This window comes from Rummeliibacillus pycnus (assembly GCF_050459865.1).
GTDB classification, from domain to species: Bacteria; Bacillota; Bacilli; order Bacillales_A; family Planococcaceae; genus Rummeliibacillus; species Rummeliibacillus pycnus_B.
The window spans coordinates 21,984-46,412 of record NZ_JBCMNM010000015.1 but is presented as its reverse complement, the minus strand read 5'-3'; the positions used below and the strand labels follow the sequence as shown (position 1 = coordinate 46,412).

At 30.7% G+C, this 24,429-nt stretch carries 19 protein-coding genes and 1 other RNA gene; 9 read left to right on the top strand and 11 right to left on the bottom strand.

Translation table 11 applies throughout. The annotated features are described in order from the left end of the window. Positions 1-43 precede the first annotated feature (43 nt). The gene (locus ABE048_RS03315; RefSeq protein WP_430309229.1) at positions 44-628 is read right to left on the bottom strand and encodes an O-methyltransferase; all 585 of its coding nucleotides are present in this window, start codon (positions 626-628) and stop codon (positions 44-46) included. Between the two features lie 442 nt (positions 629-1,070). Between ABE048_RS03315 and secG the strand changes: the two genes are divergently transcribed. The 5 genes from secG (at position 1,071) to ssrA (ending at position 5,745) form a co-directional block, all read left to right on the top strand. Continuing rightward, positions 1,071-1,298: a preprotein translocase subunit SecG gene (gene secG, locus ABE048_RS03310; RefSeq protein WP_430309109.1), complete on the top strand. Its 228-nt coding sequence runs from the start codon at positions 1,071-1,073 to the stop codon at positions 1,296-1,298. A gap of 240 nt (positions 1,299-1,538) precedes the next feature. Next, positions 1,539-2,285 (top strand): alpha/beta hydrolase, encoded by a 747-nt coding sequence (locus tag ABE048_RS03305; RefSeq protein ID WP_430309108.1) that lies wholly within the window; start codon positions 1,539-1,541, stop codon positions 2,283-2,285. 42 nt (positions 2,286-2,327) lie between these two features. After that, positions 2,328-4,721, top strand: coding sequence for a ribonuclease R (rnr, locus tag ABE048_RS03300; RefSeq protein WP_430309107.1), 2,394 nt, complete (start codon positions 2,328-2,330; stop codon positions 4,719-4,721). A gap of 49 nt (positions 4,722-4,770) precedes the next feature. Next, positions 4,771-5,238: an SsrA-binding protein SmpB gene (gene smpB, locus ABE048_RS03295; protein WP_430309106.1), complete on the top strand. Its 468-nt coding sequence runs from the start codon at positions 4,771-4,773 to the stop codon at positions 5,236-5,238. Between the two features lie 150 nt (positions 5,239-5,388). Continuing rightward, positions 5,389-5,745: a transfer-messenger RNA gene (gene ssrA / locus ABE048_RS03290) on the top strand. Between the two features lie 133 nt (positions 5,746-5,878). Here ssrA and ABE048_RS03285 read toward each other — a convergent pair. Then, on the bottom strand, positions 5,879-7,048 hold the full coding sequence (locus ABE048_RS03285; RefSeq protein WP_430309105.1) for a tyrosine-type recombinase/integrase: 1,170 nt from the start codon (positions 7,046-7,048) through the stop codon (positions 5,879-5,881). A 758-nt stretch (positions 7,049-7,806) separates the two neighbouring features. Further along, positions 7,807-9,270, bottom strand: a complete 1,464-nt coding sequence (locus tag ABE048_RS03280; protein WP_430309104.1) for a hypothetical protein — start codon at positions 9,268-9,270, stop codon at positions 7,807-7,809. 98 nt (positions 9,271-9,368) lie between these two features. On the opposite strand from ABE048_RS03280, the gene ABE048_RS03275 reads away from it, so the two are divergent. Continuing rightward, positions 9,369-10,175, top strand: a complete 807-nt coding sequence (locus tag ABE048_RS03275; protein WP_430309102.1) for a hypothetical protein — start codon at positions 9,369-9,371, stop codon at positions 10,173-10,175. A 21-nt stretch (positions 10,176-10,196) separates the two neighbouring features. On the opposite strand, the gene ABE048_RS03270 is transcribed toward ABE048_RS03275, so the two are convergent. The 6 genes from ABE048_RS03270 to ABE048_RS03245 form a co-directional block, all read right to left on the bottom strand. Continuing rightward, positions 10,197-10,982 (bottom strand): DNA-methyltransferase, encoded by a 786-nt coding sequence (locus ABE048_RS03270; RefSeq protein WP_430309101.1) that lies wholly within the window; start codon positions 10,980-10,982, stop codon positions 10,197-10,199. Between the two features lie 2 nt (positions 10,983-10,984). Further along, positions 10,985-11,806, bottom strand: a complete 822-nt coding sequence (locus tag ABE048_RS03265; protein ID WP_430309100.1) for a DNA-methyltransferase — start codon at positions 11,804-11,806, stop codon at positions 10,985-10,987. 326 nt (positions 11,807-12,132) lie between these two features. Continuing rightward, positions 12,133-13,302 (bottom strand): tyrosine-type recombinase/integrase, encoded by a 1,170-nt coding sequence (locus ABE048_RS03260; protein ID WP_430309099.1) that lies wholly within the window; start codon positions 13,300-13,302, stop codon positions 12,133-12,135. Between the two features lie 108 nt (positions 13,303-13,410). Further along, on the bottom strand, positions 13,411-13,680 hold the full coding sequence (locus ABE048_RS03255; protein ID WP_430309098.1) for a helix-turn-helix domain-containing protein: 270 nt from the start codon (positions 13,678-13,680) through the stop codon (positions 13,411-13,413). Between the two features lie 171 nt (positions 13,681-13,851). Then, positions 13,852-14,130, bottom strand: a complete 279-nt coding sequence (locus ABE048_RS03250; protein ID WP_430309097.1) for a hypothetical protein — start codon at positions 14,128-14,130, stop codon at positions 13,852-13,854. Between the two features lie 436 nt (positions 14,131-14,566). After that, positions 14,567-14,725, bottom strand: a complete 159-nt coding sequence (locus tag ABE048_RS03245) for a hypothetical protein (RefSeq protein ID WP_430309096.1) — start codon at positions 14,723-14,725, stop codon at positions 14,567-14,569. Between the two features lie 837 nt (positions 14,726-15,562). On the opposite strand from ABE048_RS03245, the gene ABE048_RS03240 reads away from it, so the two are divergent. From ABE048_RS03240 to ABE048_RS03230, 3 genes are all read left to right on the top strand, one after another. Next, a complete protein-coding gene (locus ABE048_RS03240; protein WP_430309094.1) occupies positions 15,563-17,521 on the top strand; it encodes a DEAD/DEAH box helicase family protein in 1,959 nt (652 codons plus the stop codon). Positions 17,522-18,045: 524 nt separating this feature from the next. Then, a complete protein-coding gene (locus tag ABE048_RS03235) occupies positions 18,046-19,536 on the top strand; it encodes an AAA family ATPase (protein ID WP_430309093.1) in 1,491 nt (496 codons plus the stop codon). After that, positions 19,529-20,473, top strand: coding sequence for a DUF4435 domain-containing protein (locus tag ABE048_RS03230; protein WP_430309092.1), 945 nt, complete (start codon positions 19,529-19,531; stop codon positions 20,471-20,473). The genes ABE048_RS03235 and ABE048_RS03230 overlap by 8 nt, the downstream gene beginning before the upstream one ends. A 513-nt stretch (positions 20,474-20,986) precedes the next feature. Here the strand turns inward: ABE048_RS03230 and ABE048_RS03225 are convergent. Further along, positions 20,987-22,129, bottom strand: a complete 1,143-nt coding sequence (locus ABE048_RS03225) for a DUF2726 domain-containing protein (protein WP_430309091.1) — start codon at positions 22,127-22,129, stop codon at positions 20,987-20,989. Positions 22,130-23,250: 1,121 nt separating this feature from the next. Next, a complete protein-coding gene (locus ABE048_RS03220; protein ID WP_430309090.1) occupies positions 23,251-24,225 on the bottom strand; it encodes a DUF5677 domain-containing protein in 975 nt (324 codons plus the stop codon). Between the last annotated feature and the right edge of the window lie 204 nt (positions 24,226-24,429).

Below are 24,429 nucleotides of genomic sequence, written 5' to 3'. Positions count from 1 at the left end.
ATAATCTGAAACAGTTAAAAATAAGTAATACAACTACATCTGATTATTTTACAATCCCTATCATAAAACCATCATAGCCTTTAACACCAACTGTTTGAATCGCTGTAGAATCAATCGCAGGATTGTTTACTAATAAATCCATAAATTGTTGTACCCCTTTTACAAGCACGTCATCGCTTGTTTCATCAAACACCTTGCCATCTCTTACAACATTATCAGCAATAATGAGCGCGCCAGGATTTGCTAATTTTAATGACCATTCTAGATAATGAGAATAATTTTGTTTATCAGCATCAATAAAGATTAAGTCAAATAATAATTTTTTTTCTTCGAGAATAGGTAACGTCTCTAAAGCCTTTCCAACAATAACTTCCACTTTATCTTGGTAGCCTGCCTGACGGATATTTTGTTCGGCGATTTTTGCATACTCTGGATTATATTCAAGTGTATATACTTTTCCATTTTCAGAAAGAGAACGAGCCAACCATATACTACTATATCCAGCAAGAGTTCCGATTTCTAAAATGTTTTTAGCACCTTTAAGTTTAGCTAAAAGATATAATAATTTTCCGTGTGTTGCTGATACATTAATATCAGGAATACCTGCTTGCCTGTTCGATTCCTGTATTTGCTCAAGTGTCGAATCAAAGGGGATTAATTTATCAATGATATAATCGTCTACTAAAGACCAAATTATGTGATCGAGTATTGTAGAGCCTCCTAATTTAATTTTTTTTTCAGATTTAGTTTATGAATGTGTAGTTTAAAATAAGAACAAAAGTAGCGGTTTTTTATGAAGAACGTTATGGATGGGTTTGAATCATTTTGAACAATCTAGAAAAAATTATTGCTGAACTTAGAAACCACCTTAAAAATTTAAGATATATAGTTGATGATTCAGAAGCCTTTATTTTTTTTTATCGTCAAACTATAGTAGTAATGATAAAATAATAGATAAGAATATAGTTTATCGGTTTGATTTATTACGGAAAGTAGAACTTCGTTGTCATTACGTACAGTTTTTGGTAAGATAAGACTATTGTGATGTTTCGAATCAGGAGGTGGAACATATGCATGCAGCGATTATGACGTTACTTCTTATCGTGTCTGTTGCATTAGTTATCGTAGTATTGATGCAATCTAGTAAGAGTGAGGGTCTGTCAGGAGCCATCTCTGGTGGAGCTGAACAACTTTTTGGGAAATCAAAAGCTCGCGGAATAGATTTAATATTACATCGTATTACTGTAGTATTATCAGTCTTATTCTTCGTATTAGCTATAGCGATCGCAAAAATCTAATGCACACAAAACAGCCTGGCCGCTAATGGTTAGGCGTTTTCTATTATATAGATTATAATAATGAAAGCGGAACGCGCCGATCAAGCCCGGACAAGCGTTGGATGGCCCGAATCTAGAGTGACTTTCCAACTTTCAACCGAGGGACTGGCGTGGAGCTGGATAATGATGAAAGCGGAATGCGTCCGTCAAGCCTAAAAAATTTGGCGTGCAAATTGATATTCATACTTAGGAGGTTGCATCATGAAACCTGTTTTACCTGAACCTTTCTTCTTTGAGGCTGGACCACGAGCAGTTTTACTTTTACATGGATTTACTGGGAATTCTGCAGATGTACGTATGCTCGGTCGTTTCTTAGAAAAGCATGGATATACGTCACTAGCACCACATTATAAAGGACATGGTGTTCCACCAGAAGAACTTATACATACAAACCCACAACAATGGTGGCAAAGTGTGATCGATGGATATCAAAAATTACAAGACGCTGGTTATAAAGAAATTGCTGTTGCTGGATTATCTCTTGGTGGCGTATTTTCATTGAAATTAGGTTATTCTTACCCAGTTAAGGGAATCATAACAATGTGTGCTCCAATGACAATGCGGACAACTGAATTGATGTTTGAAGGTGTAGTGCAATATGCGGAACGATTCAATCAACATTTTGGAAAAAGTGAAGAGGAATCTGTAGCAAGTATAGAATATATTAAAAAACATGGTATGCCTTCATTACAACAATTACGAGATTTAGTATATGAAGTTAGAGAACATGTCGATGAAATTTATGCCCCAATTTTTGTCGTTCAGGGACGTAAAGATGAAGTCATTGATATTAAATCTGCAAATTATATTTATGAACAAGCAGAGTCTAATGAAAAACAGATTAAATGGTATGAAAAATCAGGTCATGTGATTACATTAGATCAAGAACGAAAACAATTAGATGAAGATATTTTTCAATTTTTAGAGTCACTTGATTGGCATGAGTAAAAAAGTAATGATTGCAAATGCTAATAGAAGGAGGGAAGAACGATGGATAAACAAGAACAAACACTTGAAACAAGATTATTGGATTTTATGGAGGAAGATGATTATAAACCTTTAACAGTTGCAGAGTTTGAAGAGCAGTTTGGCTTCCGTGATGTTGAAGAGTTCAAACAACTTGTCAAAACACTTGTGAAATTAGAACAGCAAGGAGACATTGTTCGAACACGAACAAATCGATATGGTTTACCAGAAAAAATGAACTATTTACAAGGTCGTTTTATTGGTCACGCAAAAGGATTTGGCTTTGTAGCACCAGAAGAAGCAGGAATGGATGATGTATTTATCCCTCCTACAGAAATAAATGGTGCAGTTAATGGAGATAAGGTACTTATTCGTGTATCCAATACATCTTCAGGAGATCGTCGTGAAGGTGCTGTTATTAAGATTATTGAACGCGGCACAACAAAAGTAGTAGGTACTTTCCAAGCTAACCGTGGATTTGGATTTGTTGTACCAGATGATAAAAAACTATCGATGGATTTATTTATCGCAAAAGATAATACATTAGGTGCAATGGACGGTCATAAAGTAGTGGCAGAAATTATTGAATGGCCTGGAGTGCACCGATCTGCAACTGGGATTGTGACACAAATTTTAGGACATAAAAACGACCCAGGTGTGGATATTCTGTCAATCATTCATAAACACGATATTACAGTTGATTTCCCGCAAGAAGTTCTAGACGCTGCAAGTGCAGTACCAGATACAATCGCTGAAAAGGATATAGAAGGTCGTCGTGATTTACGTGATCAAATGATTGTAACCATTGACGGAGAAACAGCGAAAGACTTGGATGATGCCGTTACAGTTACAAAAAATGATGATGGCACTTATAAGTTAGGTGTGCATATTGCTGACGTTAGTTATTATGTGACAGATGGCTCTGCTTTAGACCGTGAAGCATATGACCGAGCTACAAGTGTGTACTTAACAGATCGCGTTATACCAATGATTCCACATCGTCTTTCAAATGGAATCTGTTCATTAAACCCACAAGTAGACCGATTAACGCTTTCATGTGAAATGACGATTAACGGAAACGGTGAAGTCATCGACCATGAAATTTTCCAAAGTGTTATTCGTACTACAGAACGTATGACATATACAAACGTCTTTAAAATTTTAGAAGAAGACGATATAGAACTAAAAGAACGCTATGCATCGTTAGTTCCAATGTTTGAAAATATGAAAGACTTAGCGAAAATTTTAAACAATCGCCGTATGAACCGTGGTGCAGTAGACTTTGACTTTAAAGAATCTTACGTGGTTGTCGATGAAGACGGATGGCCAACAGATATTCTTCTTCGTGAACGTACTGTTGCGGAACGATTAATTGAAGAATTTATGCTTGTCGCAAACGAAACGGTAGCCGAACATATTAATCACATGAATTTACCATTCATCTATCGTATTCACGAAGATCCAAAACCTGAAAAGCTACAACGATTCTTTGAATTTATCACGAATTTCGGTTTAGTCATTCGAGGTACAGGTAATACAGTTGAACCTAGAGCATTACAAGAAATATTAGAATCAGTAAAAGAGGAACCTGAGTATCCTGTTATTTCAACAATGATGCTACGCTCAATGCAACAAGCAAAATATAGTCCAGAATGCCTTGGCCACTTTGGTTTATCAACAGAATTCTATACCCACTTTACGTCACCAATTAGACGTTATCCAGACTTAATCGTTCATCGCTTAATTCGCACTTATTTAATCAATGGTGATACAAGCAAAGAAACGACTAGCTACTGGGGTGCCCATATGGATGAAATTGCTGAGCATACATCAAGTCGTGAACGTCGTGCAGTAGATGCTGAACGTGATACGGAATCATTGAAAAAAGCACAGTACATGGCAGACAAAATCGGCGAAAATTTCACAGGTATCGTCAGCTCTATTACGAATTTTGGTATGTTTATCGAATTAGAAAATACGATCGAAGGCTTAGTGCATATTAGCAATATGACGGATGATTATTACAACTTTGACGATCGTCAAATGGTCATGATTGGGGAAAGAACAGGACGTATCTTCCACATTGGTGATGAAGTAGAAATCAGCGTATTAGAAGTAAATATTGATGAATCAGCTATCGACTTTGAAATCGTAGGTATGCCTAAAGCACAAGCTCGTACTCGCCGCCAAGCACCAGTTGTCATTCGTGCAAAGTCAAAAGACGGTGAACAGGGTAGAGAAAAAGGCAAAGGCAAAAATCGCAAATATAAACCAAGTGGAGCAAAAGTAAACGGAAGAACACGTAAACAAGAACGTAAAGCTAATGGTAATTCAAGTAGCAAAGGGAATAAGAAAGGCGGCTTCTACGAAGGAATTGCAAAGAAACAGCAAAAACGCCGTAGTAGAAAGAAAAAATAAGAGAAGGGCAAGTCGCTCTTCTCAATCCATTTTATAGAGGTGACTCCATATGCCTAAAGGTACTGGAAGAGTTTTAGCACAAAATAAAAAGGCTGGATTTGATTACTTCATCGAAGAAACAATTGAAGCGGGGATCGTATTAAACGGTACAGAAATCAAGTCTATTCGCCAGGGGAAAGTACAATTAAAAGACTCCTTTATATTAATCCGTAATGGTGAAGCATGGATTTCCAATATGCACATCAACACATATGAACAAGGGAATATCTTCAACCATGATCCACTTCGCGTCCGTAAATTATTGTTACATAAGAAGCAAATCATGCAATTAAAAATAGACGTCAAACGCGATGGATATTCAATTGTACCGCTTAAAATGTACATAAAAGATGGCTACGCAAAAGTATTAATCGGTCTAGGTAAAGGTAAGAAAAACTACGACAAACGTGCTGACATAAAGAATAAAGAAGCAAAACGCGAAATGGGCCGCGCTCTTAAAGCAAAAAATCAATTCTAAAATCTACCACTTGAAGAATGACCTAATTTGTCATATACTCTATGTATAGCAAATAAGCCAGTTCACAGTATGATAACCATACTGATCCGAAACGCTGAGCAATCAGCACCTTAATGGATTTTGAAGCTAGTATTTCAAATCCTATATTAAGGGGACGTTACGGATTCGACAGGGATGTCTGAGCTTGAGTTGCGCGTCGGAGGTCTCGGCTTCGTCACCAACGGAAGTTATATAATAACTGGCAAAACAAACAATAACTTAGCTTTCGCAGCGTAAGCTCGAAACTGCCTAACTGCTCTATCGCCCATGTAGCGTAGCTAGGCTCAACTTTAGTGGGATACGGTTGCTAGTGCCACTTGAGCTAGCAACAAGAGATTTCCAAGTTAGCGCACAGGACGCCTGTTTGTCGGCATAATGCCGCGCGAATCCTAAATAGACAAACTACACGCGTAGTAACTGAAGTATCAGAGTTTCTGGACGTGGGTTCGACTCCCACCGTCTCCATATTACGAAATCATACGGTTTCAATGAGTGTCAAAATCCTTAATATATAAGGGTTTTGGCACTTTTTATATTTCATTGAATTTCAATGATTATCATTTGAAGGTAGTCAAAAACGTAGTCAAAACGTATTCAATAATTAGATGTTTAAGTAGCTTTCAAATTTTTGGATGGCTGCTTCTTTTGCCTTTTCTGATACATGAGCGTAGATGTTCATTGTTGTTTGTACATCAGAATGTCCTAAACGATCCTGAACGTCTTTGATTTTTGCACCTGCCTCAAATAAAAGAGAACAATGTGTGTGACGTAAACCATGTGTTGTAATTGTTTCTAGGCTATATTTCTTTTGAACATGTAAAAGCCATTTACGAGTTTTTGTAGGTTGTAAATATTCGTTACATTCATTGCTAAATACAAGTTGCCCGGCTTTCATTGTATTATAACCTAGCATTAAATAATCTTGTTTTTGTTTTTTACGCCAATCTTTTAAGATTAGCATTGTTCGTTCATCCATCTTGATAGTTCGTGCTATACCTGTTTTTGTAGATTTAACATACAACTTATTGTCTTTACCACGGGAAATAGCTTTATTGATACGGATTTCGTTTGTTTTGAAATCTAAATCATTCCAAGTTAGAGCCAATACCTCACCTTTACGCATACCGCTAAAAGCAAGTAAACGAAATAAAGTGTATGCTTTAACGTTATTTTCTTTTTCAAAACATGATAAAAACTCGATTAGTTGTTCACGTGTATAAAAGTTCTCTTTCTTTTCTTCTGTACTTGCTTGTTTCTTTTTTAAAGCAGTAGGCATATCAACTAGAGTAAATGGATTAGTTTGAATATAACCATGTTTAATAGCAAATTCTAACACTTTAGCAGCGTAAGACTTAACCATTCGGAATTTCTTCAATTTATCTGCCCATTCATCTACATGACGTTGACAGACGTCCACTGTAATTTTTTCAATTCTATAGGAACGCATAGCAGGTAAAATATGATTTTTGAAAATACCAGTAGTTTTAACAAAAGTGCTTTCTTCTACAATCTTTTCATATTGTTTTACCCATAACTCGTATATATCTTGATATGTCTCAGGTTGTTGCTTTTGATATGTACCCTTACTAATTTCAAGTTTTAAACGAGCTAAAGCTAACTCAGCTTCTTTGATTGTTTTAAATCCTCGTCTAGTCGTCCGCTTTTGTTTTCCAGTTAGCGGATCAACGCCAATATAAATTTGAAACATGTATCTTTTTTGCCCATTATTAAGTATATAGCTTTCAATAGTGGATGTTTTTTTCTTTGTCATGATAATTCTCCTTCTATATAACATTGCAGGGGCAAGAAATAAAAGAAGAGGAATTACCTCTATTACTATTATACACTGACATGAAAGGGAAAAAACTCTCTAAAATTTGATTAGAATCTATGCTTTTCTAAAAACGCATCAATTTCTTTATGTGATACGCGTTTTTTATACTTGTACTGGAAACAAATTTGCTGAAAAGATAGCATTCTTATGAAGTGTAAGCTCAGTTAAGACTATAGGATCATATAAATTATTTTTATGTTTTTATAAAGATAGTTAACAATACAAATAATAAGTCTACATGAAGATAGATATGCGAGTAGATAGATAGAGGGATTATAACTTTTATAATGGATTATAGAAATGACAAAGGAATATTGGATGGTTGATGGAAAGGTATTTATACAAGAGATAGAATGTGGGAGAACCGACTATCAAACAAACGCCACACAAGAGTAACAACTTATTTAGAAAACAATCTACATGTGATTATCCACATGCCTACTGAAATGTGATCAGATTGAATCGATTTCTCATTTCATCAACGATAGCATAAAGTACTACTTAATGAAGGAGAAGAATGATTTTTCAAATATTGATTACTAATATTTATTAACATTATTTGATTATTAACTTAATTTTATTATTCAAATCGGAGATAAAGGGGGCACTTAAAAATGCCCGATTTCCCCGAAAAAAACAATCTAAATTGTTGTGGCAAATGGAGTGAATCATTTTTCAATACTATACATGTTCGTTTATAAAACGTAATTAAATTTATTTATTACATAATCCAAAGAGTTTACAAAAGTAGTGTGATTTGAAAATTCATCAATAATTTCTGAAACAGATGGAGTTACTTGAGCAAGCCTACTCAGATAATTATGCTGCCAAATACCGTGAATGTTTATTAGCTGTTTAGCATAATAACTATCTTCAGTCTGCTTATTTCTTGGAGAAACTTTCGTATATAGACTTTTTAGTGAGTTAATATTTCCTGTTAAAATGCATGCTGGGCATCCGCAAAGTTGAGTAGTATTATCAACTAGAGGTAACTTTAGATATTCAAATACTCTTGAATTATTACTTGCTTTCAATTTCGATGAAAGTCCAGCTACCATGTATTTGCTGAAAGTGCCTGCTGCATTAGGATTTTTCACGTTAAGATTATTTTCTGCGCTACCATCATAAGCTCTTCTTCCAGGAGTTTGAGCATCAAAAGATGTTGCCCCAGCATAATAAAGTGGGAGAATATTGAATTTCCCACCACAGCCTAATGCATGGATAGGACGATTGTCATTAATAGTCTTGCGAATTATTTTGCAAGCATAGCTAGACAAAATAGCGTTATATAATTCATTTTTGTTTTTTTTGTTGATTGCAATAATCTCTGTTTCGACATTAGAAGAAATACCCCATGCTCTTCTTAACTCTGCATTTTTAGCGCTAGCAATACCACCACCAGCAAAGCCATCGAAAGTAAAGTCATATTTTTTTTCCATTGATAAAACGTGTTGAGTATAAGTTTTATATGCTATTGGATTTTTACCATGGATAGTTGCAAAAACTTTAGGATAAAATTCATCTTTATTTTTCAAGTATTTAATAGTTTCATCTAATAAAATTTTATTTAAATCATCAGCATCGCGAAGTATATGCATATTCAATTCTTTAATAGCTGGAGAACGTTCATCACCTTTAAATGTATACTTACCACCAATATCAAAACCAATAACTATATCAAATTTAAATCTATCAGCGAAATCATAATAATTCTTCATTACTTCTAGTAAGCGTTCGATAAACTTATCTTTTTCAGTAATATAATCGTATTCTAGGTGTATATTATTGATAATATTCCCTGCACCTGAATCTAGTAATAGTATATTATTATTATAATCCAATGCATCTGGAGTATGATAAGATGAGATATACTTTGAAGAATTAATCATGTCTTGTCTAACGTAATTTAAGAAATCCCCAAACGTATCATATGAGTCGATGTTACTTAGCCAAGGAACTGCGAAGCCGTTTAAGCCAAATATCTTTTTTTGATTAAGATAAAAGAAGTTTAGTAAAATCGGAGTGTTTTCTAATATGTCACCATAAACTGTTTCCCTATATTTATCACTACCTCCACCTCCGAGGTTTGAGATGGAGAAAAATGAAGGTACTGGAAGGACCTTTGAATTTAGTGTGTACTGGTTATTATTTAATTTCATAAATTATGCACCACCTATTTAATTTAGGTGTATTATCTCATAAATTAAGTTTTTTAGGAAATTAATGTGTATAATATGGTTATAAAGGAGTGAGTTTTATGTCGTTGTATGAAGAATTATTAAGAGAAAGTAAGCCTAGAATTGATGATTTTTTTAAAAATGTGACACTGTTTGAAAATCAGTTTACATTTGATGATTTCAATAAAGAATGCGTAAAAAAAATGTATGATGAAGTGTCACCAGAAGATGAAATAAAAACAGTTAAGCAATTAAAAAGTGAAATTTCAGAATTAGCTCTAATGTGTAAAAAATGTGGACCCTATTTTGTAAAGCCTAGAAATAAATCTATAAAGGCTTTGGATGTACAATTAGGCAGATTACTAGAAGATCTATTAATTGACTTTTTTGGAAAAAAATTAAAATTAAAGGCAGTGCATGCTGATAACCAAAATAAAAGTTACCCTGATTGCATGATATTAAATACTGATAAGGGCATTTTGGCTTATTTTGAAGTGAAATATCATGGTGCACCATTCATCAATGCTTCTAATGTTATTAAAAGATGGTGCTATGAAGGTAGTGCAACTTTAGATTACAAAAAAATTACTAAGCAATTAGAATTAATTGAATCTGATTTAGATAGACCAACATTTTATTTACATTGGATTGATTATCCTTGTTTTAAGGGAATATACTTTGAAACATCTGAACAGGTAAAAAATTATATTTATGATAACGGTGTTGAATTTGAAAGAGCTGAACGTGAAGGCGATTATATAATAAGAAAAAAAGTTGGATATACTGAAAAAATATATTCTCCATTACATACAATGGGAACTTTTGAAGAATTCGTCGAAATAATTCGTGCGATGAAAAAAGAAGGAGTAAAGCCATTAGAATACTAATAATAACAAAGCGAATTAGACTCACAGGTCCAATTCGCTTTGTTTGCTTTCATATTTTATCCTTTTTACTATTTCTGGTAAATACTCGGAGTCTAATTCGAAACCGATTGCTTTTCTATTCAAATTTTTAGCAGCAACGGCAGTTGTACCGCTCCCAAGGAAAGGATCCAAAATTGTATCGCCTTCGTTACTAGACATCATTATAATTCTTTCAATCATTTCCACAGGATAAATTGTTGGATGTGTTAATCCTAGTTTTTTCTTAGTCATATTATTTACATGGTCAAAGTACCAAACATCAGTAGGGTTTCGTCCTTTACCAGTTAAGCGTTTATCGTTCTTTGTGATATAAGGAATACGAATGTCGTCAAGATTAAAAATGTAGTTATTTAAATCTTTAACTGCCCACATTATATTTTCATATCTTCCTGCTAAACGTAGTGTGGGATTTTGCATACCATTAAAAGTCCAAGTTATCATATTTCTAAGATAGAAGTTATTATTTTTAGCAATTTCATATCCAATATATTGTAAAGGTAATATTTCTTTATCTTTTCCATAAGGAATCTGTGATAGGTTTAAAAAGAAACTTCCATCATCTGTAAGTACTCGGTAAACCTCCTTAGTAACATTATCTATCAAGTCTTTCCATTCCTCTAATGATACATCATCATTATATTTACCATAGTTCTTTTTAATATTATATGGTGGTGAAGTTACAACTAGTTTTACAGAATTATCAGGTACATTTTTAAATAAATCAAGGCAATTACCAATTTCAACATGTATATCTTTTATGATTTCCATTTTTAATCAAACTCCAATTCAATCTGTTCAGTGTCCATAATATTTGCTGACTTGAAATTCACATCTAAGCGTTTGTCAGTAATTTCGATGTAGTCAGGTTCTAATTCATAACCAATATAATGTCTTTTTAATTTTTTTGCTACAACCGCTGTGGTACCACTACCCATAAATGGATCTAGAATAATATCACCTTTATTTGAACCAGACAAAATGATTCTTTCAATTAGCTTTTCTGGATATTGGGCAGGATGATCTGTTCTTTCTAAAAAGTTACCTGAAACCATCGGGATTCGCCAAACATCAGATGGATTTTTCAATTGGTTTTTATATCTATCAGGTCTGTAATTTAGAGCGGGAATTTTTACATCCTCTAGATTGAAAGTATATTCAGTATTACTAGCTGTATACCAAAATACATATTCGTATCTCGGTGCAAATCTTTTAGATGTAGAACCACCCCAATCAAAGTTCCAAATTAATATATTTTTTAAATACATATCATTAAAATGATTTTGTAACCAAAATGGCGGCTCTACAATACCATTTTTTGTTCGATTTTTAATATTAATCCAAATAGAACCGTTGGGTTTAAGTACACGCCTGCATTCAGAAAATACAGTTTGAAGCAATCTTTGATATTCTTCTTCTTCTAGATTATCTGAATACTTTTTACCTTTTGAAGCGACAACTTTCCCTTGTTCAGTTTTATTTCCATAATTGATATTTATATTATATGGAGGAGAAGTAACAATTAAATCTACACTATTATCAGGTATTTGATGCATATTTTCACTAGTAGCATTATATATAATATCTTTTTCCATAAGATCACCTTTCAATTAACTATCTAATTGAATTATACATGAATAATAATAAGGGGTCAAGCTTAATGGTATAATCGTGTATTAGTTAATTATAGTTATGAAATTCAAGTAAACCGAGGTCAAGAACGAAGTCAGAGGTTCCTCTAGAGCTTAAAAAATCTTAATTAATATTGATATTACAACATTTAAATAAAGGGTAGGTTCGAATCTCGGTATATTACGATCATTCGGTTTCAATGAGTGCCAAAAGCCTTGATATATAAGGGTTTGACACTTTTTTTATTTCATTGAATATCATTTGAAAGTAGTCAAAATGTATTAATAGTTTAAATGTTGAGATAGCTTTCAAATTTTTGAATAGCCACTTCTTTCGCTTTTTCCGTAACGTGAGCGTAGATGTTCATAGTTGTTTTAAAGTCACTATGTCCTAAACGATCTTGCACTTCTTTAATACTTACTCCCGCTTCAAAAAGTAAGGAGCAGTGTGTATGACGTAAACCATGTGTCGTAATCGTATCAAGATTGTATTTCTTTTGTACGTGTAAGATCCATTTACGTGTTTTTGTTGGTTGTAAATATTCATTTTGTTCATTACTGAAAACAAGTTGTTCTGCTCGCATAGTGTTGAATCCAAGAATTAAATAATCTTGTTTTTGTTTTTTACGCCAATCTTTTAGGGTTTCCATTGAACGTTCATCCATTTTAATTGTACGTGCGACACCTGTTTTTGTAGATTTTACATATAATTTATTGTTTTGACCACGTGATAGAGCGTTATTAATACGGATTTTATTATTTTTGAAGTCTAAATCATTCCAAGTTAGTGCCAATGCCTCACCCTTACGCATCCCACTAAAAGCAAGTAAACGAAATAAAGTAAACGCTTTAACGTTATTTTCTTTTTTAAAACATGATAAAAACTCAATTAGTTGTTCGCGTGAATAAAAGTTTTCTTTCTTTTCTTCTGTACTTGCTTGTTTCTTTTTTAAAGCAGTAGGCATATCAACCAGAGCAAATGGATTTGTTTGAATATAACCACGTTTGATAGCAAAGTCTAACACTTTAGCAGCGTATGACTTAACTATTCGGAACTTCTTCAATTTATCTGCCCATTCATCTACATGAAGTTGACAGACGTCTACAGTAATTCTTTCAATTCTATAATCTTGCATAGAAGGTAAAATATGATTTTTGAAAATAACAGTAGTTTTAACAAAAGTGCTTTCTTCTACAGTCTTTTCATATTGTTTTACCCATAACTCGTATATGTCTTGATAGGTCTCGGGTTGTTGCTTTTGATATGTACCCTTACTAATTTCAAGTTTTAAACGAGCTAAAGCTAACTCAGCTTCTTTGATTGTTTTAAATCCTCGTCTAGTCGTCCGCTTTTGTTTTCCAGTTAGCGGATCAACGCCAATATAAATTTGAAACATGTATCTTTTTTGCCCATTATTAAGCGTATAGCTTTCTATAGTTGATGTTTTTTTCTTTGTCATAATAACTCTCCTTCTTATAACGTTGCAGGGGCAAGAAATAAAAGAAGAGGAATTACCTCTATTGCCATTATACATTGACGTGAAAGGTAACCCCCCTTCAAATTCTATTTAGAAGCTATGGCTTTCTAAAAAATTATCAATTTCGTTACGAGATACTCGCTTTATTCCTTCAACTTGACATACTTTTAATCCCATTTCTCGAAATTTCGTAAATGTATTGTAAGATACACCTGCATACTTAGCTGCTTCTGCTAGTGACATCCATTCTTTATTAAATACAAAATTAGATGTAATAGCTTCTTTGATAGCAGCTAGAATCATTTCTTTTGAAATATCTAAATCGTTATTATTTGGTTGAGTGTGAGTGTTAGAATTCATAAAAAGTTCCTTTCATTTTAAACTGTCTGAAGCAAAGTCATAATAAAATATAAAATAGCAATAAAGTTTATGGCTTTTGAGTAGTGAAAATTTAATTTCTTTTGTACTAATAGTTATAGGCATCAAAACCAAAAGTGTAAAAAGAAATTTAGAAAAAAAAAAACACCCAAATTAATGAGTGCTTTCTTTAGTAATTTCAAATTTTTGTGCTTCCATATCAATCATTAAGGCTAAAATTGCGAATAGACTTTTTTCACTATCCTCTAAATTCAAAAATGGTAAAAGTATAATCAAGCCATCTTTCAATATATATTTTTCATCATTAACATCAATGATAAATTCTTCAATGTCCGCATTAATTTTAATCAAATTATTTAACTTTTGTAAAATAAAACCATACTCCAAGTTGAATGATGTAGCTAATTTTTTTAAACTAATTTTAATTTCCATTATTAAAAATCTCCTATTTGCTTTGTTTTTGATTACATTAAGGGTTATAGGCATTTTGAACAAAAATGTAAAAGAGTTTTTGAACTTTATTAGTTATTAACATGCAAATCCGAAATTAAAAAATTCTAATAAAGTGTGTAATATAAAATTGTAAGCGGAAAAACTGCTTCAACTACTGAAAAATTTCAACTGTTGATTTTCAACAGTTGAAATCTACCAATACAAAGTAATTACTATATAAAGGACTTAATAAAATAATCACCTATCAATTTAATATCTGATTGCCTGATGTTTTTCTTTTAGCTGCAACACATGTAAACAAAGTGTTCCAGCTAAAAGAAAATAACAATATTTCCTTCATTCAAAAGAACATTTTTATATAAAAAGTCGAAAAAACAATTTTCATGTATTCTATTGAAAATAAAAAAGGCAGCTATTATAAGCTACCCTTTAGAAATTTTTCTTCTCTTAATTTTTCTTCTTTAGAACGTCTATCAATGCCGAAATATTCAATTGAAATTCTATTCAAAAGAATACCCCTCATATCAGGCTTTAATTTGTTGATTTCTTCCATAATTTCATCAATATTTTTCATCATCAATCAAATCCTTTCTAATAATGGCGTATTTAAACGCTCTGTATAAATTCAATATAATAAAATTTAAAAAGGATTGATGTTTCTATTATTATAGCATGAAATTGGTAGACGAAAATATCACTATCCAAAATTATAAAAATATAAACACATTATAAATAATAACGCAGTAATTAAACTAAAAAAAGGTTAGAATTCTTTTTATTAATAATGGAGATAAGTGGAAGGTGAGGTCGAATATCAGTTCAATTAAACTGGAAGAACCACCTGTATAAAGATTCTTAAAATCTTTTTCCTTTCCGAATATAGCAAACCCCATAACATCTAATACCATTATTGTAAATATCATGTAAACAATGTTTGTCCAAATTTTAGCACCTCTTAATGATGTATACCTTAATACTAATCTATACATAACTTTAAGAAAAATCTTTTGGCTGATGTAGCGATAGCTGCATTAGTCAAAAGGCAGTGAGCACAAGTGTTACTTGTAACACGTTGCGATAGTGCAATAACTAATCTATTTATTATTAGTGATTAAATGTTCATGCTATTGCATGTCCTGTTCACAAACTAAAGTTTGTTCACGTAAGTAATTTTTTGAGAAAATACTAATTAATATAAGTATCCGCACATTTTTTTACTTAAGCAAATAATTGAGCAACACTCTATTACTATTTAATATCCGCTCACTTTTTTACTTAGTAAAATTTTGAGCAATAACTACATATATAGATATTTGCACATTTTTTTATTAAATTTCTTTTACAAATGCAGATAAACGGCCTATAACCTTAGTACAAATTCAAAATTACAAGGTATAGGAGATAATAAATAATGAATTACATTGATTATATGATCGAAGAAATGGCACAAAAATTTTTATATGAAGGAAATACGGCTTTATATGGTTCTGAAGAATGGCAATGTAAAGCTATTGAATTAGCAAAAGAAAATATTAATAATGGCTCATTTGTAATCGAAAAAAATACACCGACTGAAATATTAGCACTATTAGACAACAAAATAACTGATACAACTGATATATCACCTGAAGAACCTGAATTTAATGTAATTTATGGATTCCCTGAAGTAAAAAATATAGAAATACGCTCACTATCTGAAACAATTGATAAACCAATTGAAGAATCTGAATTTGAGTTCATAGAAGGCTTTCCAGCGGCTTTAAATGATAAATCTGAACAAATACATGTAAATGAATTAGAAAGTGACACAAAGCCATCTGAAACTGAATCCGTTAAAAACGATTATGTTTCAAAACAATTCACTGATGAATTTATAGAAGGCTTAAAGAATACAGAAATAAATTTAATTGGTGCTGAATGTGGTTCAGGTAAAACAAGTGCTATTTTTGAAAAACTTGTTCCGTATGCTGAAAAACATGATAATAAAATACTTTATCTTTGCAATAGGACTACATTACGGAAACAGTTGATAAAAGTATATGCTGAAGGAGCTAAAGATCAAGTATTAATAAAGATTAATGACACTTTAACAATCGGTATGTATCAATCAATCAACGCTAAAATTTCCTTTGATATCCCAGTAAATAAATTAATCGAAAGCACTTATGATTATGTTGTAATAGACGAATTTCATAGCCTTTATGATAATAGCGACTATGACTATAAAAGCTATTTATTTATGAATTTTCTAAATGAAATTAATAGTACAATCATTGCTCTAACAGGTACACCTGATAATATTGATGAAATGCAAGAATTTCTAAATAAGCCTATTAATAAGTTGCGTGAACCTGATAAAACAAATAATAGGATTAAAAATATTTATGTTGTAAATAACATGGATAAATTAAGACAAATCCAAAATAAACACTTAGAAAATGGCTATAAAGTGTTAGAACTTAATTCAAATATTGAAAGCATAAAAAAGGCAAAAAATGATTTTAACGAGTATAAAGCTAATGGTTTAATTTCTCAATCTCATAAAGAGTATTGGAAATATAAAAATGATGATGATGAAGCTATAAGAGCGGCTATTATCGATCAAGAAAAAATGTGCTGCAATGTATTAGCAACAACTAAATTTATGGACGTTGGAATCAATATTCAAGCCGATACAAATTTTTTAGTTACTTTTAATTGTACTGAAATTCCTAATACCATTGAACAATATAGAAGTCGTGTAAGATTTAACAAAAAAGCTGATTATCACATGGATTTAGTGTTTAGAGTGCTAACAAAACAATCCATGTATCTAAAAATGAAGAAAATAGAAAAAGAGTTTGATACTTATAACGAATTAATGAAGAAATACGGATCTTTTGAAAGCATAATGAATCATAATCCGGCTAAAAAAGTTGAAGGCTTCAAAGATAAAAGCAAGGTTGATGACTGGGAGCGATTTAATCTATTAAGGATGAAATTTTTAAAAACTAAATATAAATTCCTTAAAAAATTATATTACAGCAAAAACATTATTGAATTAGCCACTCAAATGCTGCAAAAAATGTATCCTAAAGCCATTATTACTGTAATTGAATACAGTGACTTATTTAACGTTGAAAATTATTTTAATAACCTTTTGAATGGTTCTAATGAAATAGCAATATTGAAAAATCAAAAAGAACAAATTAAAAATGATTTAAAAGCTTTGAAACTCGACAAAAAGCACCCTAATAACCCAGTTGGATTAGATAGAATTAAAGATTTTTTTAAAGACAATCACCTTCCGTTTAAAATAAATAATGCTAGACCAACAATAAATGGTGAACAACAAAGTGCATGGATTCTAGAAAGATTGATGATTGATTAATTATGAAAGGGGATGTTTACAAATTTCTAAACAAAGAAAATCAAGTAATTTATAGGAAGCAAAAATGATATTCATCTAGAAAATTTAACGAATTGTGAAACACTTTATAATAATGTAAGAAATAATAAAACAATTTATGGTTTTAAACAGCGTGTAAAATATTCAGAAGAAGGAAAGTATCTGCAATATGGTGCATTAATCCAACTATTCACAAAATCGTGTTATTGGAACGATTGCTGAAAATTACAACTAAAACAAAATGAATCTATTCCTAATTCACTTGAAAAAGATAGTTCCCACTATTTAACACTATATATGGTGGTACAAGGAGAACTAATGAAAGAGTTATTGGCAGCCTCAAAAATAATTAGAAAGTATCATAAGTTATGGTGCTTTCTTTTTTATCTATAAAATATTTATTTTAATCAAAGTAGTTAATAATACATGGATCATATTAACTATACAATTAAAAGATAGTATACTATTATTAGATGAAAATCAAAAATTTGAATAGGGGTTAACTTATGATAAAAAGTTGTCTTTATATAAATCTATTTAATCAAGAGAAAGAAATATTGTTAGAAACTAATGATGTTTTAACAATTTTAACTGGAGATAATGGTTCTGGTAAAACTACACTCCTTAATAGTCTATTTAACTCTTTATCTGGAAATTTTGAGGACTTATTTAATTTAAGATTTGAAAGAATTGAAATAGAATTTCTAAAAAATGAAAAAAATTTGAATAAAATAGTTGTAAATAAATATAAAAATAAAAATAAAAATACTGATACAAATAAAATAGAGGTTGAATATCACTTTTTTAAAGATGAGCTAATATCTTGTAAGTTATTAAAGAAAAATAATACATGGTCTACGGGTAATGAATATATTTATCTCCTAGGAAGATCAGCCGACAAAGAAGAAACCAGAAATACATATGAGAAATTAAATGATTTAATAGATGAAAACCCACAATTTGAAATAATAAATGAAATTAAAGAGGCATTATTATATTTTCCTACTTATAGAAGAATTGATAAAGATATAGAGGATTTATTGGAGATAAATTATTTTAAAGATTACATTCATCCATACAAGAAAATAATTGAAACAAATAAGATATTAAGTAATCTTCAAAATGATAGAAGAGTCATTGGAGTCGGAGACGATGATATAGAAGTTATATTTAATAATTATTCAGAAAAGATTCGTGAATTTAATTCAGAAGGATTAAATGGGCTTATGAAAAAGTTTATAAAAAATATTATTGAAAGTATTTATAAAGATTCTAATTATACTAATAAAAAGAAAGTAGAAAAACAGTCTTTATTTGAAAGTGCAGCTGATGATTTAATTCAGTTGTCAGATAAATTGGGGATTAAAGACCAATTAGATAAATCTGAAATTGTAGGATATTTTGATAAGAAAAAAAGCATACAAAAACTATCTGATGATGCAGCTGGTAGTTTAAAAGTAGAGATAAACACTGAATTTAAACAAAAGGAAAAGGATTCAGTAAATAGAAAGATAGATAAAATTATAAAAGAGTTTATACTTGAATCTTTTAAATCGATTGGTAATGAAGAGAATTTTATTATAAATTTAATTACATTATATAGGGAACATTTAAATAATCAAGAAAAAATATTAGAACCGTTTAGACAACTTCAAAATGCATTTGATAAATTCTTTAAGGAAAGATTAATTTTAGAATTTAATGAGAGAAATTTTAATATTTCTTTATCCCGAAATTTTACTAGCCTATCCACCGGTGAGAAGCAGCTAGTTACGCTTTTCTCATATATTGGTCTAACAATCAAGAAAAATTCCTTTAAGCCTTTGGTTATAATTGATGAACCAGAATTGTCACTTCATATTTCTTGGCAACATAAGTTATTAAGTCAGTTATTAGAAATACAAGATAATCAGTTTTTAATTGCAACTCACTCACCGTATATAGCAAATATTGCTTATTCAAATTTTGTCAGTCAGTTAGGTGAAATTGATGCGTAAAATTAACTCTGTTGGTGGTACTGAAGAAATATTAGGAGCTGTTTTAGCCGAAAGTCAAAACTTTGGGTTTCAAATAGAAGAGAAAATATTGATTGTTGAAGGATCAGATGATATTCAAGCAATTAGAAAATATTATTTTCATAAAGATAAGCAATTACCCTTTAGAGTTGTAAAAGCTGAAGATTTAAATGAAAATGTATCAGGGAAAAAAACTGCACTTAAAGCATTTGATAGACATAAAGCAAGAATACCTAATCTTTTTTGTTTATTGGACAGAGACTTTGATTTTATAATTGGAAAAAATAGAGAGGAATCAAGAATATTTTATTATGATTATTACGAGCTTGAAAATTACTTATTTGAAGAAAAAATTTTAAGGTTGATGATAAGTAGGTTTTTCGATGCTAATGAAGTTAATTATAATAACATTCTTTCGGAATTCAGTAAAATTGCAAAAATATATAAACATTTTAGCCATTTGGGTGCTATCAGAGAAATTTGTTATCATGAAGAGCAAGAAGATCTTTTAGGAATAAAATTAGCAATGTTAGCAAAATCTAATTTAATTTCGATACTTGAAAACAAATCTAATGATTATTTGGGATTAAGCAATATTGAAAGAGTGGAGAAATACTTAAACATAGAATTATCTCATATTAGTACTAATTTGGCGGAAGTATATGAATTGTTTAAAGAAAAAGAAGTGGCATCCACAACCTTAACTACAACAGATGAATCATTGGAATTTTTTAGAACTTTTATTAGTTCCAAATTTGTGCTAAAATCAATAGTTTTTTTAATGAAATTTTGCATTGAAAATGTGACTTTTAATAGAAGAGGAGAAAAAAGTAGTTTGGAAAGTGATCTTAAAAATGAGTGGATTCCAACTCAATCTGAAAAGTTTGCGGAAATAATGCAGAAAATTGAGTCACTATAAATTTGATTTTATTGCGAAATGTCTAATTATTGTATAATTATAGAAATAAAACTAGATTTCGCAAAAAGATACCTATTGATTTTTGATAGGTGTCTTTCTTTAGCTTACTTGACTATCTAACATTTTCAACTAAGCTGTTTTTATTATTACTTTAAATATATTTCAAATATTCACCACTATTTTGAGTTTTGGGACTGTTAGTAAAGAAGTAAGTACGTCTGCTATCTGTGGAAAAGCGGTATTTTTATTTTTCATAAAAGGGGGGATTATTTTACGTTTTTTAATTATTATAAAAAAACTTATTTCCCTAGAAACATTAATTGAATACGACTTATCAAGCATAATTCAATATACATCATTCTAAAGTTATTTAACAAAAGAAGGTATTAAACTATCTTCTTCTTATCGTGTTCAATTTTCATTGTCTTTGTGAATATTAATAATCGTTTTTATAAGTAATATAAGAATGCTGAAAATAACAGTAGCTGAAAATAGTTGAAATTTTTATAATATTTAACTTTGTAACCCCAACTCTTCAATAAACTCATTAACTATTCGTTCAACATTATCTAATTCTGAATATGGAATTCTTAACAGTGGAATTTTACTATCTGCCGCAAATTTATTTTTGATATTATCACGTTCTTTAGTATTTATGAAACCTTCTTCACCACCAAAAATATCGATGGGCATAAAATGTTGTCTACCGTCATATTCAATAAATGCAATCGGTTTTCCATTTTTCATAATTGCAAAATCATATGGTAAATAACGTTTTGTTTTTGGATTAATACAATATTTATTTTGTATATCATAATCAATTTTTAACTTATCTAAAACTTTAGCAATAGCAGCTTCACCCTTAGGTTGTTTACATTTAGGACAACGATCACCATCTAGAAAAGAATTAGGTTTAACTTTATATGTAAAGCCGCATTCATTATGCTTCATTCCAATCTTTGTATTAGATCTTGCATATTTTCCTAAGACGGTATAATTAAAACCTTCAGCTTCAAATACCTCTTTAACAAATTGTTCATGTGATTTAAATAGAAGTTTACTAGCATTTTCATGACTACATATGGGACAGCGAGATTTTCTTCTATCACTTTTAAAATTTCTTGGTATTACATTCCATTCATATCCACATTTATTATGTTTCATTCTAACTTTTTTTACTGCATTTACATATTTACCTAAAACAGTAAATTCATCACCTGTAAGATTATATACTTGTTTTACAAATTCCGCATGTGTTAGCGGCTTATTCTTAGAACAATCAAGACAACGGTTACCTTCTAAAAAGGAATTAGGTTTAATTGTATACTCATAACCGCATTCATTATGTTTCATTTTAATTTTAGTATGATTGTTTAAGTATTCACCTAGAACTGTATATTTAAGACCTTCAGCTTCAAATACTTCCTGTTTAAATTCATCTGTTGTCTTTAGTGGCGTTCCATGACAATCAGGGCAACGAGAACCTTTAGGGCGTATTATATCATTTGGTCTAGCTGTATAAATACAACCACATGTATTATGGATCATTTTAATTTTTGTCGCACTATTTTTATAACTACCTAAAACTGAATACTCCCCTCTATATTTATCAAATACTTGTTTTATAAATTCCTCAAGTGTTTTTCTTCTTGGCATGCTCTCAACTCCTAATGAAAATTGAAAATTTAGTAAGATTCCATTAATATTATTATTTCCAGGATTTACTTATATTATTCTTTAAAATTAGGATTTGAGGATTAGTATATTGCACTTTACTTAGGATTTAGCTTTTTAACCTTTCTTACAAGGTTGTCATTTTGAAATAATTGCATACTTCGAAATTATTTTTAATAGTAAGTACTGCTAATTGAAAACTTGCCCCTGCAGCGTATTTTTTATTACTCGTAGTCAAATACGTATTCAATGAATTATAAAAATAAATATAATCCCTTATAAACACTGAAGTTAAAGCATTCCTTTAAGATAGTGGTTCGACTCCCACCGTCTCCATAGAATGAAATCAAATGATTTCAAAGAGTGTTAAAAGCCTTGTATATCAAGGCTTTTTCTTTTTTTCAATATCGTATAGTGCATTTTAAAATCATCAAATGGCATTATCGGCCAGAACAGAAGTAAGTTCGGATATTGTCAAAAAACCATCATTTCCAGCACTTTTCGTTGAACAAAATATCGTGATACATCCGGAAGTCAGTTACATTTCACTCTGGTACCACGATAAAATGATGACTATTATGTTTGCTTCCATTATTTTAGTGTCCTAGATGGATGGTATAAATAAAAAAAATAAAGTTTTACCCGAGATTTCTTAAATTTTTTAAGGAATAAACAATCATTGTGACGAAAATTATACGTTAAACTAACGGGGGATTAGTTGAATAACTATCTTAAACAATCGGGCGCTATTGTTTAAGATCAAAAGTAGAATATAATCAAACTTTTTTATAAAATCAAACCCAAACTTAAATATACTAGAGAAGAATCCATTTTGATCAATATTTTTTCACAATGGATTCTTCTTATTTATCGTAAAATACGGGTTTGTAAGTTGTTTTTGATCAAATTTTATTTCAAAGAAACAAGAGCTAAAAAAGTTACAAAAATGAGCATGATTCCCAGCCTCTGATTTGTACAAAATTAAAATTACTTCAGATGAAGTATACATATCTAAGGAAACCGCTTACACAGTTTTTTCGCAAACCCTAAGAAAAGGCTTGGAAATTTGCATCCCCTGGCCATTTGTTGTGTATTGGTTATTTCTATTTTCGATAAGCGTGGTTTATAAAATATAAGGGTTCGTGTTTAATTTTTTTATGCTTATCTTTAATTGTTTCATTGTACCAATTATAGTATTCTTTTTTCCTATTCTCTGTAATATAACTTTCTGCGATAAAATCATACAATCTATGTGTAATATCTAAAACCCCAAAAATAGCATTCTGAAGGTGTTCGGGATTTCGTAACATAGTTATTCCAATACCATTATCGGACGATTGCATCATAGCATTAGCTTCACTTCCATGCAATTCCCCTGATTGTGGTCCATATAAGATTTCGTAATATGCTGCTAAATCAAATTTCTCGAGAAGTTTTCTAAAGCTATTAGGTCCATTAAAGAGTGAATACCAGTTAGGTTCAAGGTTGTTGTATGGATTATTTTTGTTTAACTTTTTTCGTACCTTGTCATACTCATCTTTTGCAATTTTAAGGTGCGGATACGTTTCATAGAGGTCATCATTATCACTGTTATTCCTTTCTGAAATAATAGGGGAAATGATTAAACCATATCTTTTGGAATTTTGATTTAGTTTTCGAAGATTAGCTTCAAAATTTTGACCCGCTTTTGTATTTTCGTCACTAATTTTAGACTTTGCTTTTAAACGCTCAAGATAACAGACATTGTACGATGCTTTTCCTTTTTCTTTCGGCATAACTAAAATATATCTTAGGTTCATTGACAATTCTAAAAGGGTTCGGGATAAAATTTTTACGGATACAGTAGACCCTTTTCTAGTTAAAATGCTAATAGAATCAAGTACATCAAGAAATTGGTAAATCATAGTATAAATAGGATAATCATTCCCTAGCTCATATCCCTTTTCATCTAACCCATCAATAAATACGTCACCATAATCAACAAATTTATCAATAACATCAGACATAAAATTTAGCTGTTGCTGGATTGGTTTTGGGTGTTTTTGTTTAATATAATTAGATCGTTTGCCATTTGCCATATTCCTCATTCCTTTCCTTTTTCATCATATCTAATGCTTTCTTAAAATAAAAGTTTTTGATTTGGATATATTACACTTATAATACCTAGAATATGGTGTCTAAAATATTATTTAGATTTCCAAAGTAACAATCTTTTTGGACAAGTAAAGTTTTCTCCACTGAAGCCTAAAGCCGTCATGAACCAGGTTTTAAGGAAGGTCGTC

Bases quoted from the DNA above. Each gene is read 5' to 3' on its own strand.
- ABE048_RS03270 (WP_430309101.1), bottom strand. From the start codon at position 10,982: ATGGAAATCATAAAAGATATACATGTTGAAATTGGTAATTGCCTTGAT.
- ABE048_RS03230 (WP_430309092.1), top strand. From the start codon at position 19,529: ATGCGTAAAATTAACTCTGTTGGTGGTACTGAAGAAATATTAGGAGCT.
- ABE048_RS03275 (WP_430309102.1), top strand. From the start codon at position 9,369: ATGTCGTTGTATGAAGAATTATTAAGAGAAAGTAAGCCTAGAATTGAT.
- ABE048_RS03255 (WP_430309098.1), bottom strand. From the start codon at position 13,680: ATGAATTCTAACACTCACACTCAACCAAATAATAACGATTTAGATATT.
- ABE048_RS03240 (WP_430309094.1), top strand. From the start codon at position 15,563: ATGAATTACATTGATTATATGATCGAAGAAATGGCACAAAAATTTTTA.
- ABE048_RS03235 (WP_430309093.1), top strand. From the start codon at position 18,046: ATGATAAAAAGTTGTCTTTATATAAATCTATTTAATCAAGAGAAAGAA.
- rnr (WP_430309107.1), top strand. From the start codon at position 2,328: ATGGATAAACAAGAACAAACACTTGAAACAAGATTATTGGATTTTATG.
- ABE048_RS03260 (WP_430309099.1), bottom strand. From the start codon at position 13,302: ATGACAAAGAAAAAAACATCAACTATAGAAAGCTATACGCTTAATAAT.
- ABE048_RS03220 (WP_430309090.1), bottom strand. From the start codon at position 24,225: ATGGCAAATGGCAAACGATCTAATTATATTAAACAAAAACACCCAAAA.
- ABE048_RS03225 (WP_430309091.1), bottom strand. From the start codon at position 22,129: ATGCCAAGAAGAAAAACACTTGAGGAATTTATAAAACAAGTATTTGAT.
- secG (WP_430309109.1), top strand. From the start codon at position 1,071: ATGCATGCAGCGATTATGACGTTACTTCTTATCGTGTCTGTTGCATTA.
- ABE048_RS03265 (WP_430309100.1), bottom strand. From the start codon at position 11,806: ATGGAAAAAGATATTATATATAATGCTACTAGTGAAAATATGCATCAA.
- ABE048_RS03250 (WP_430309097.1), bottom strand. From the start codon at position 14,130: ATGGAAATTAAAATTAGTTTAAAAAAATTAGCTACATCATTCAACTTG.
- ABE048_RS03305 (WP_430309108.1), top strand. From the start codon at position 1,539: ATGAAACCTGTTTTACCTGAACCTTTCTTCTTTGAGGCTGGACCACGA.
- ABE048_RS03280 (WP_430309104.1), bottom strand. From the start codon at position 9,270: ATGAAATTAAATAATAACCAGTACACACTAAATTCAAAGGTCCTTCCA.
- ABE048_RS03285 (WP_430309105.1), bottom strand. From the start codon at position 7,048: ATGACAAAGAAAAAAACATCCACTATTGAAAGCTATATACTTAATAAT.
- smpB (WP_430309106.1), top strand. From the start codon at position 4,771: ATGCCTAAAGGTACTGGAAGAGTTTTAGCACAAAATAAAAAGGCTGGA.
- ABE048_RS03245 (WP_430309096.1), bottom strand. From the start codon at position 14,725: ATGAAAAATATTGATGAAATTATGGAAGAAATCAACAAATTAAAGCCT.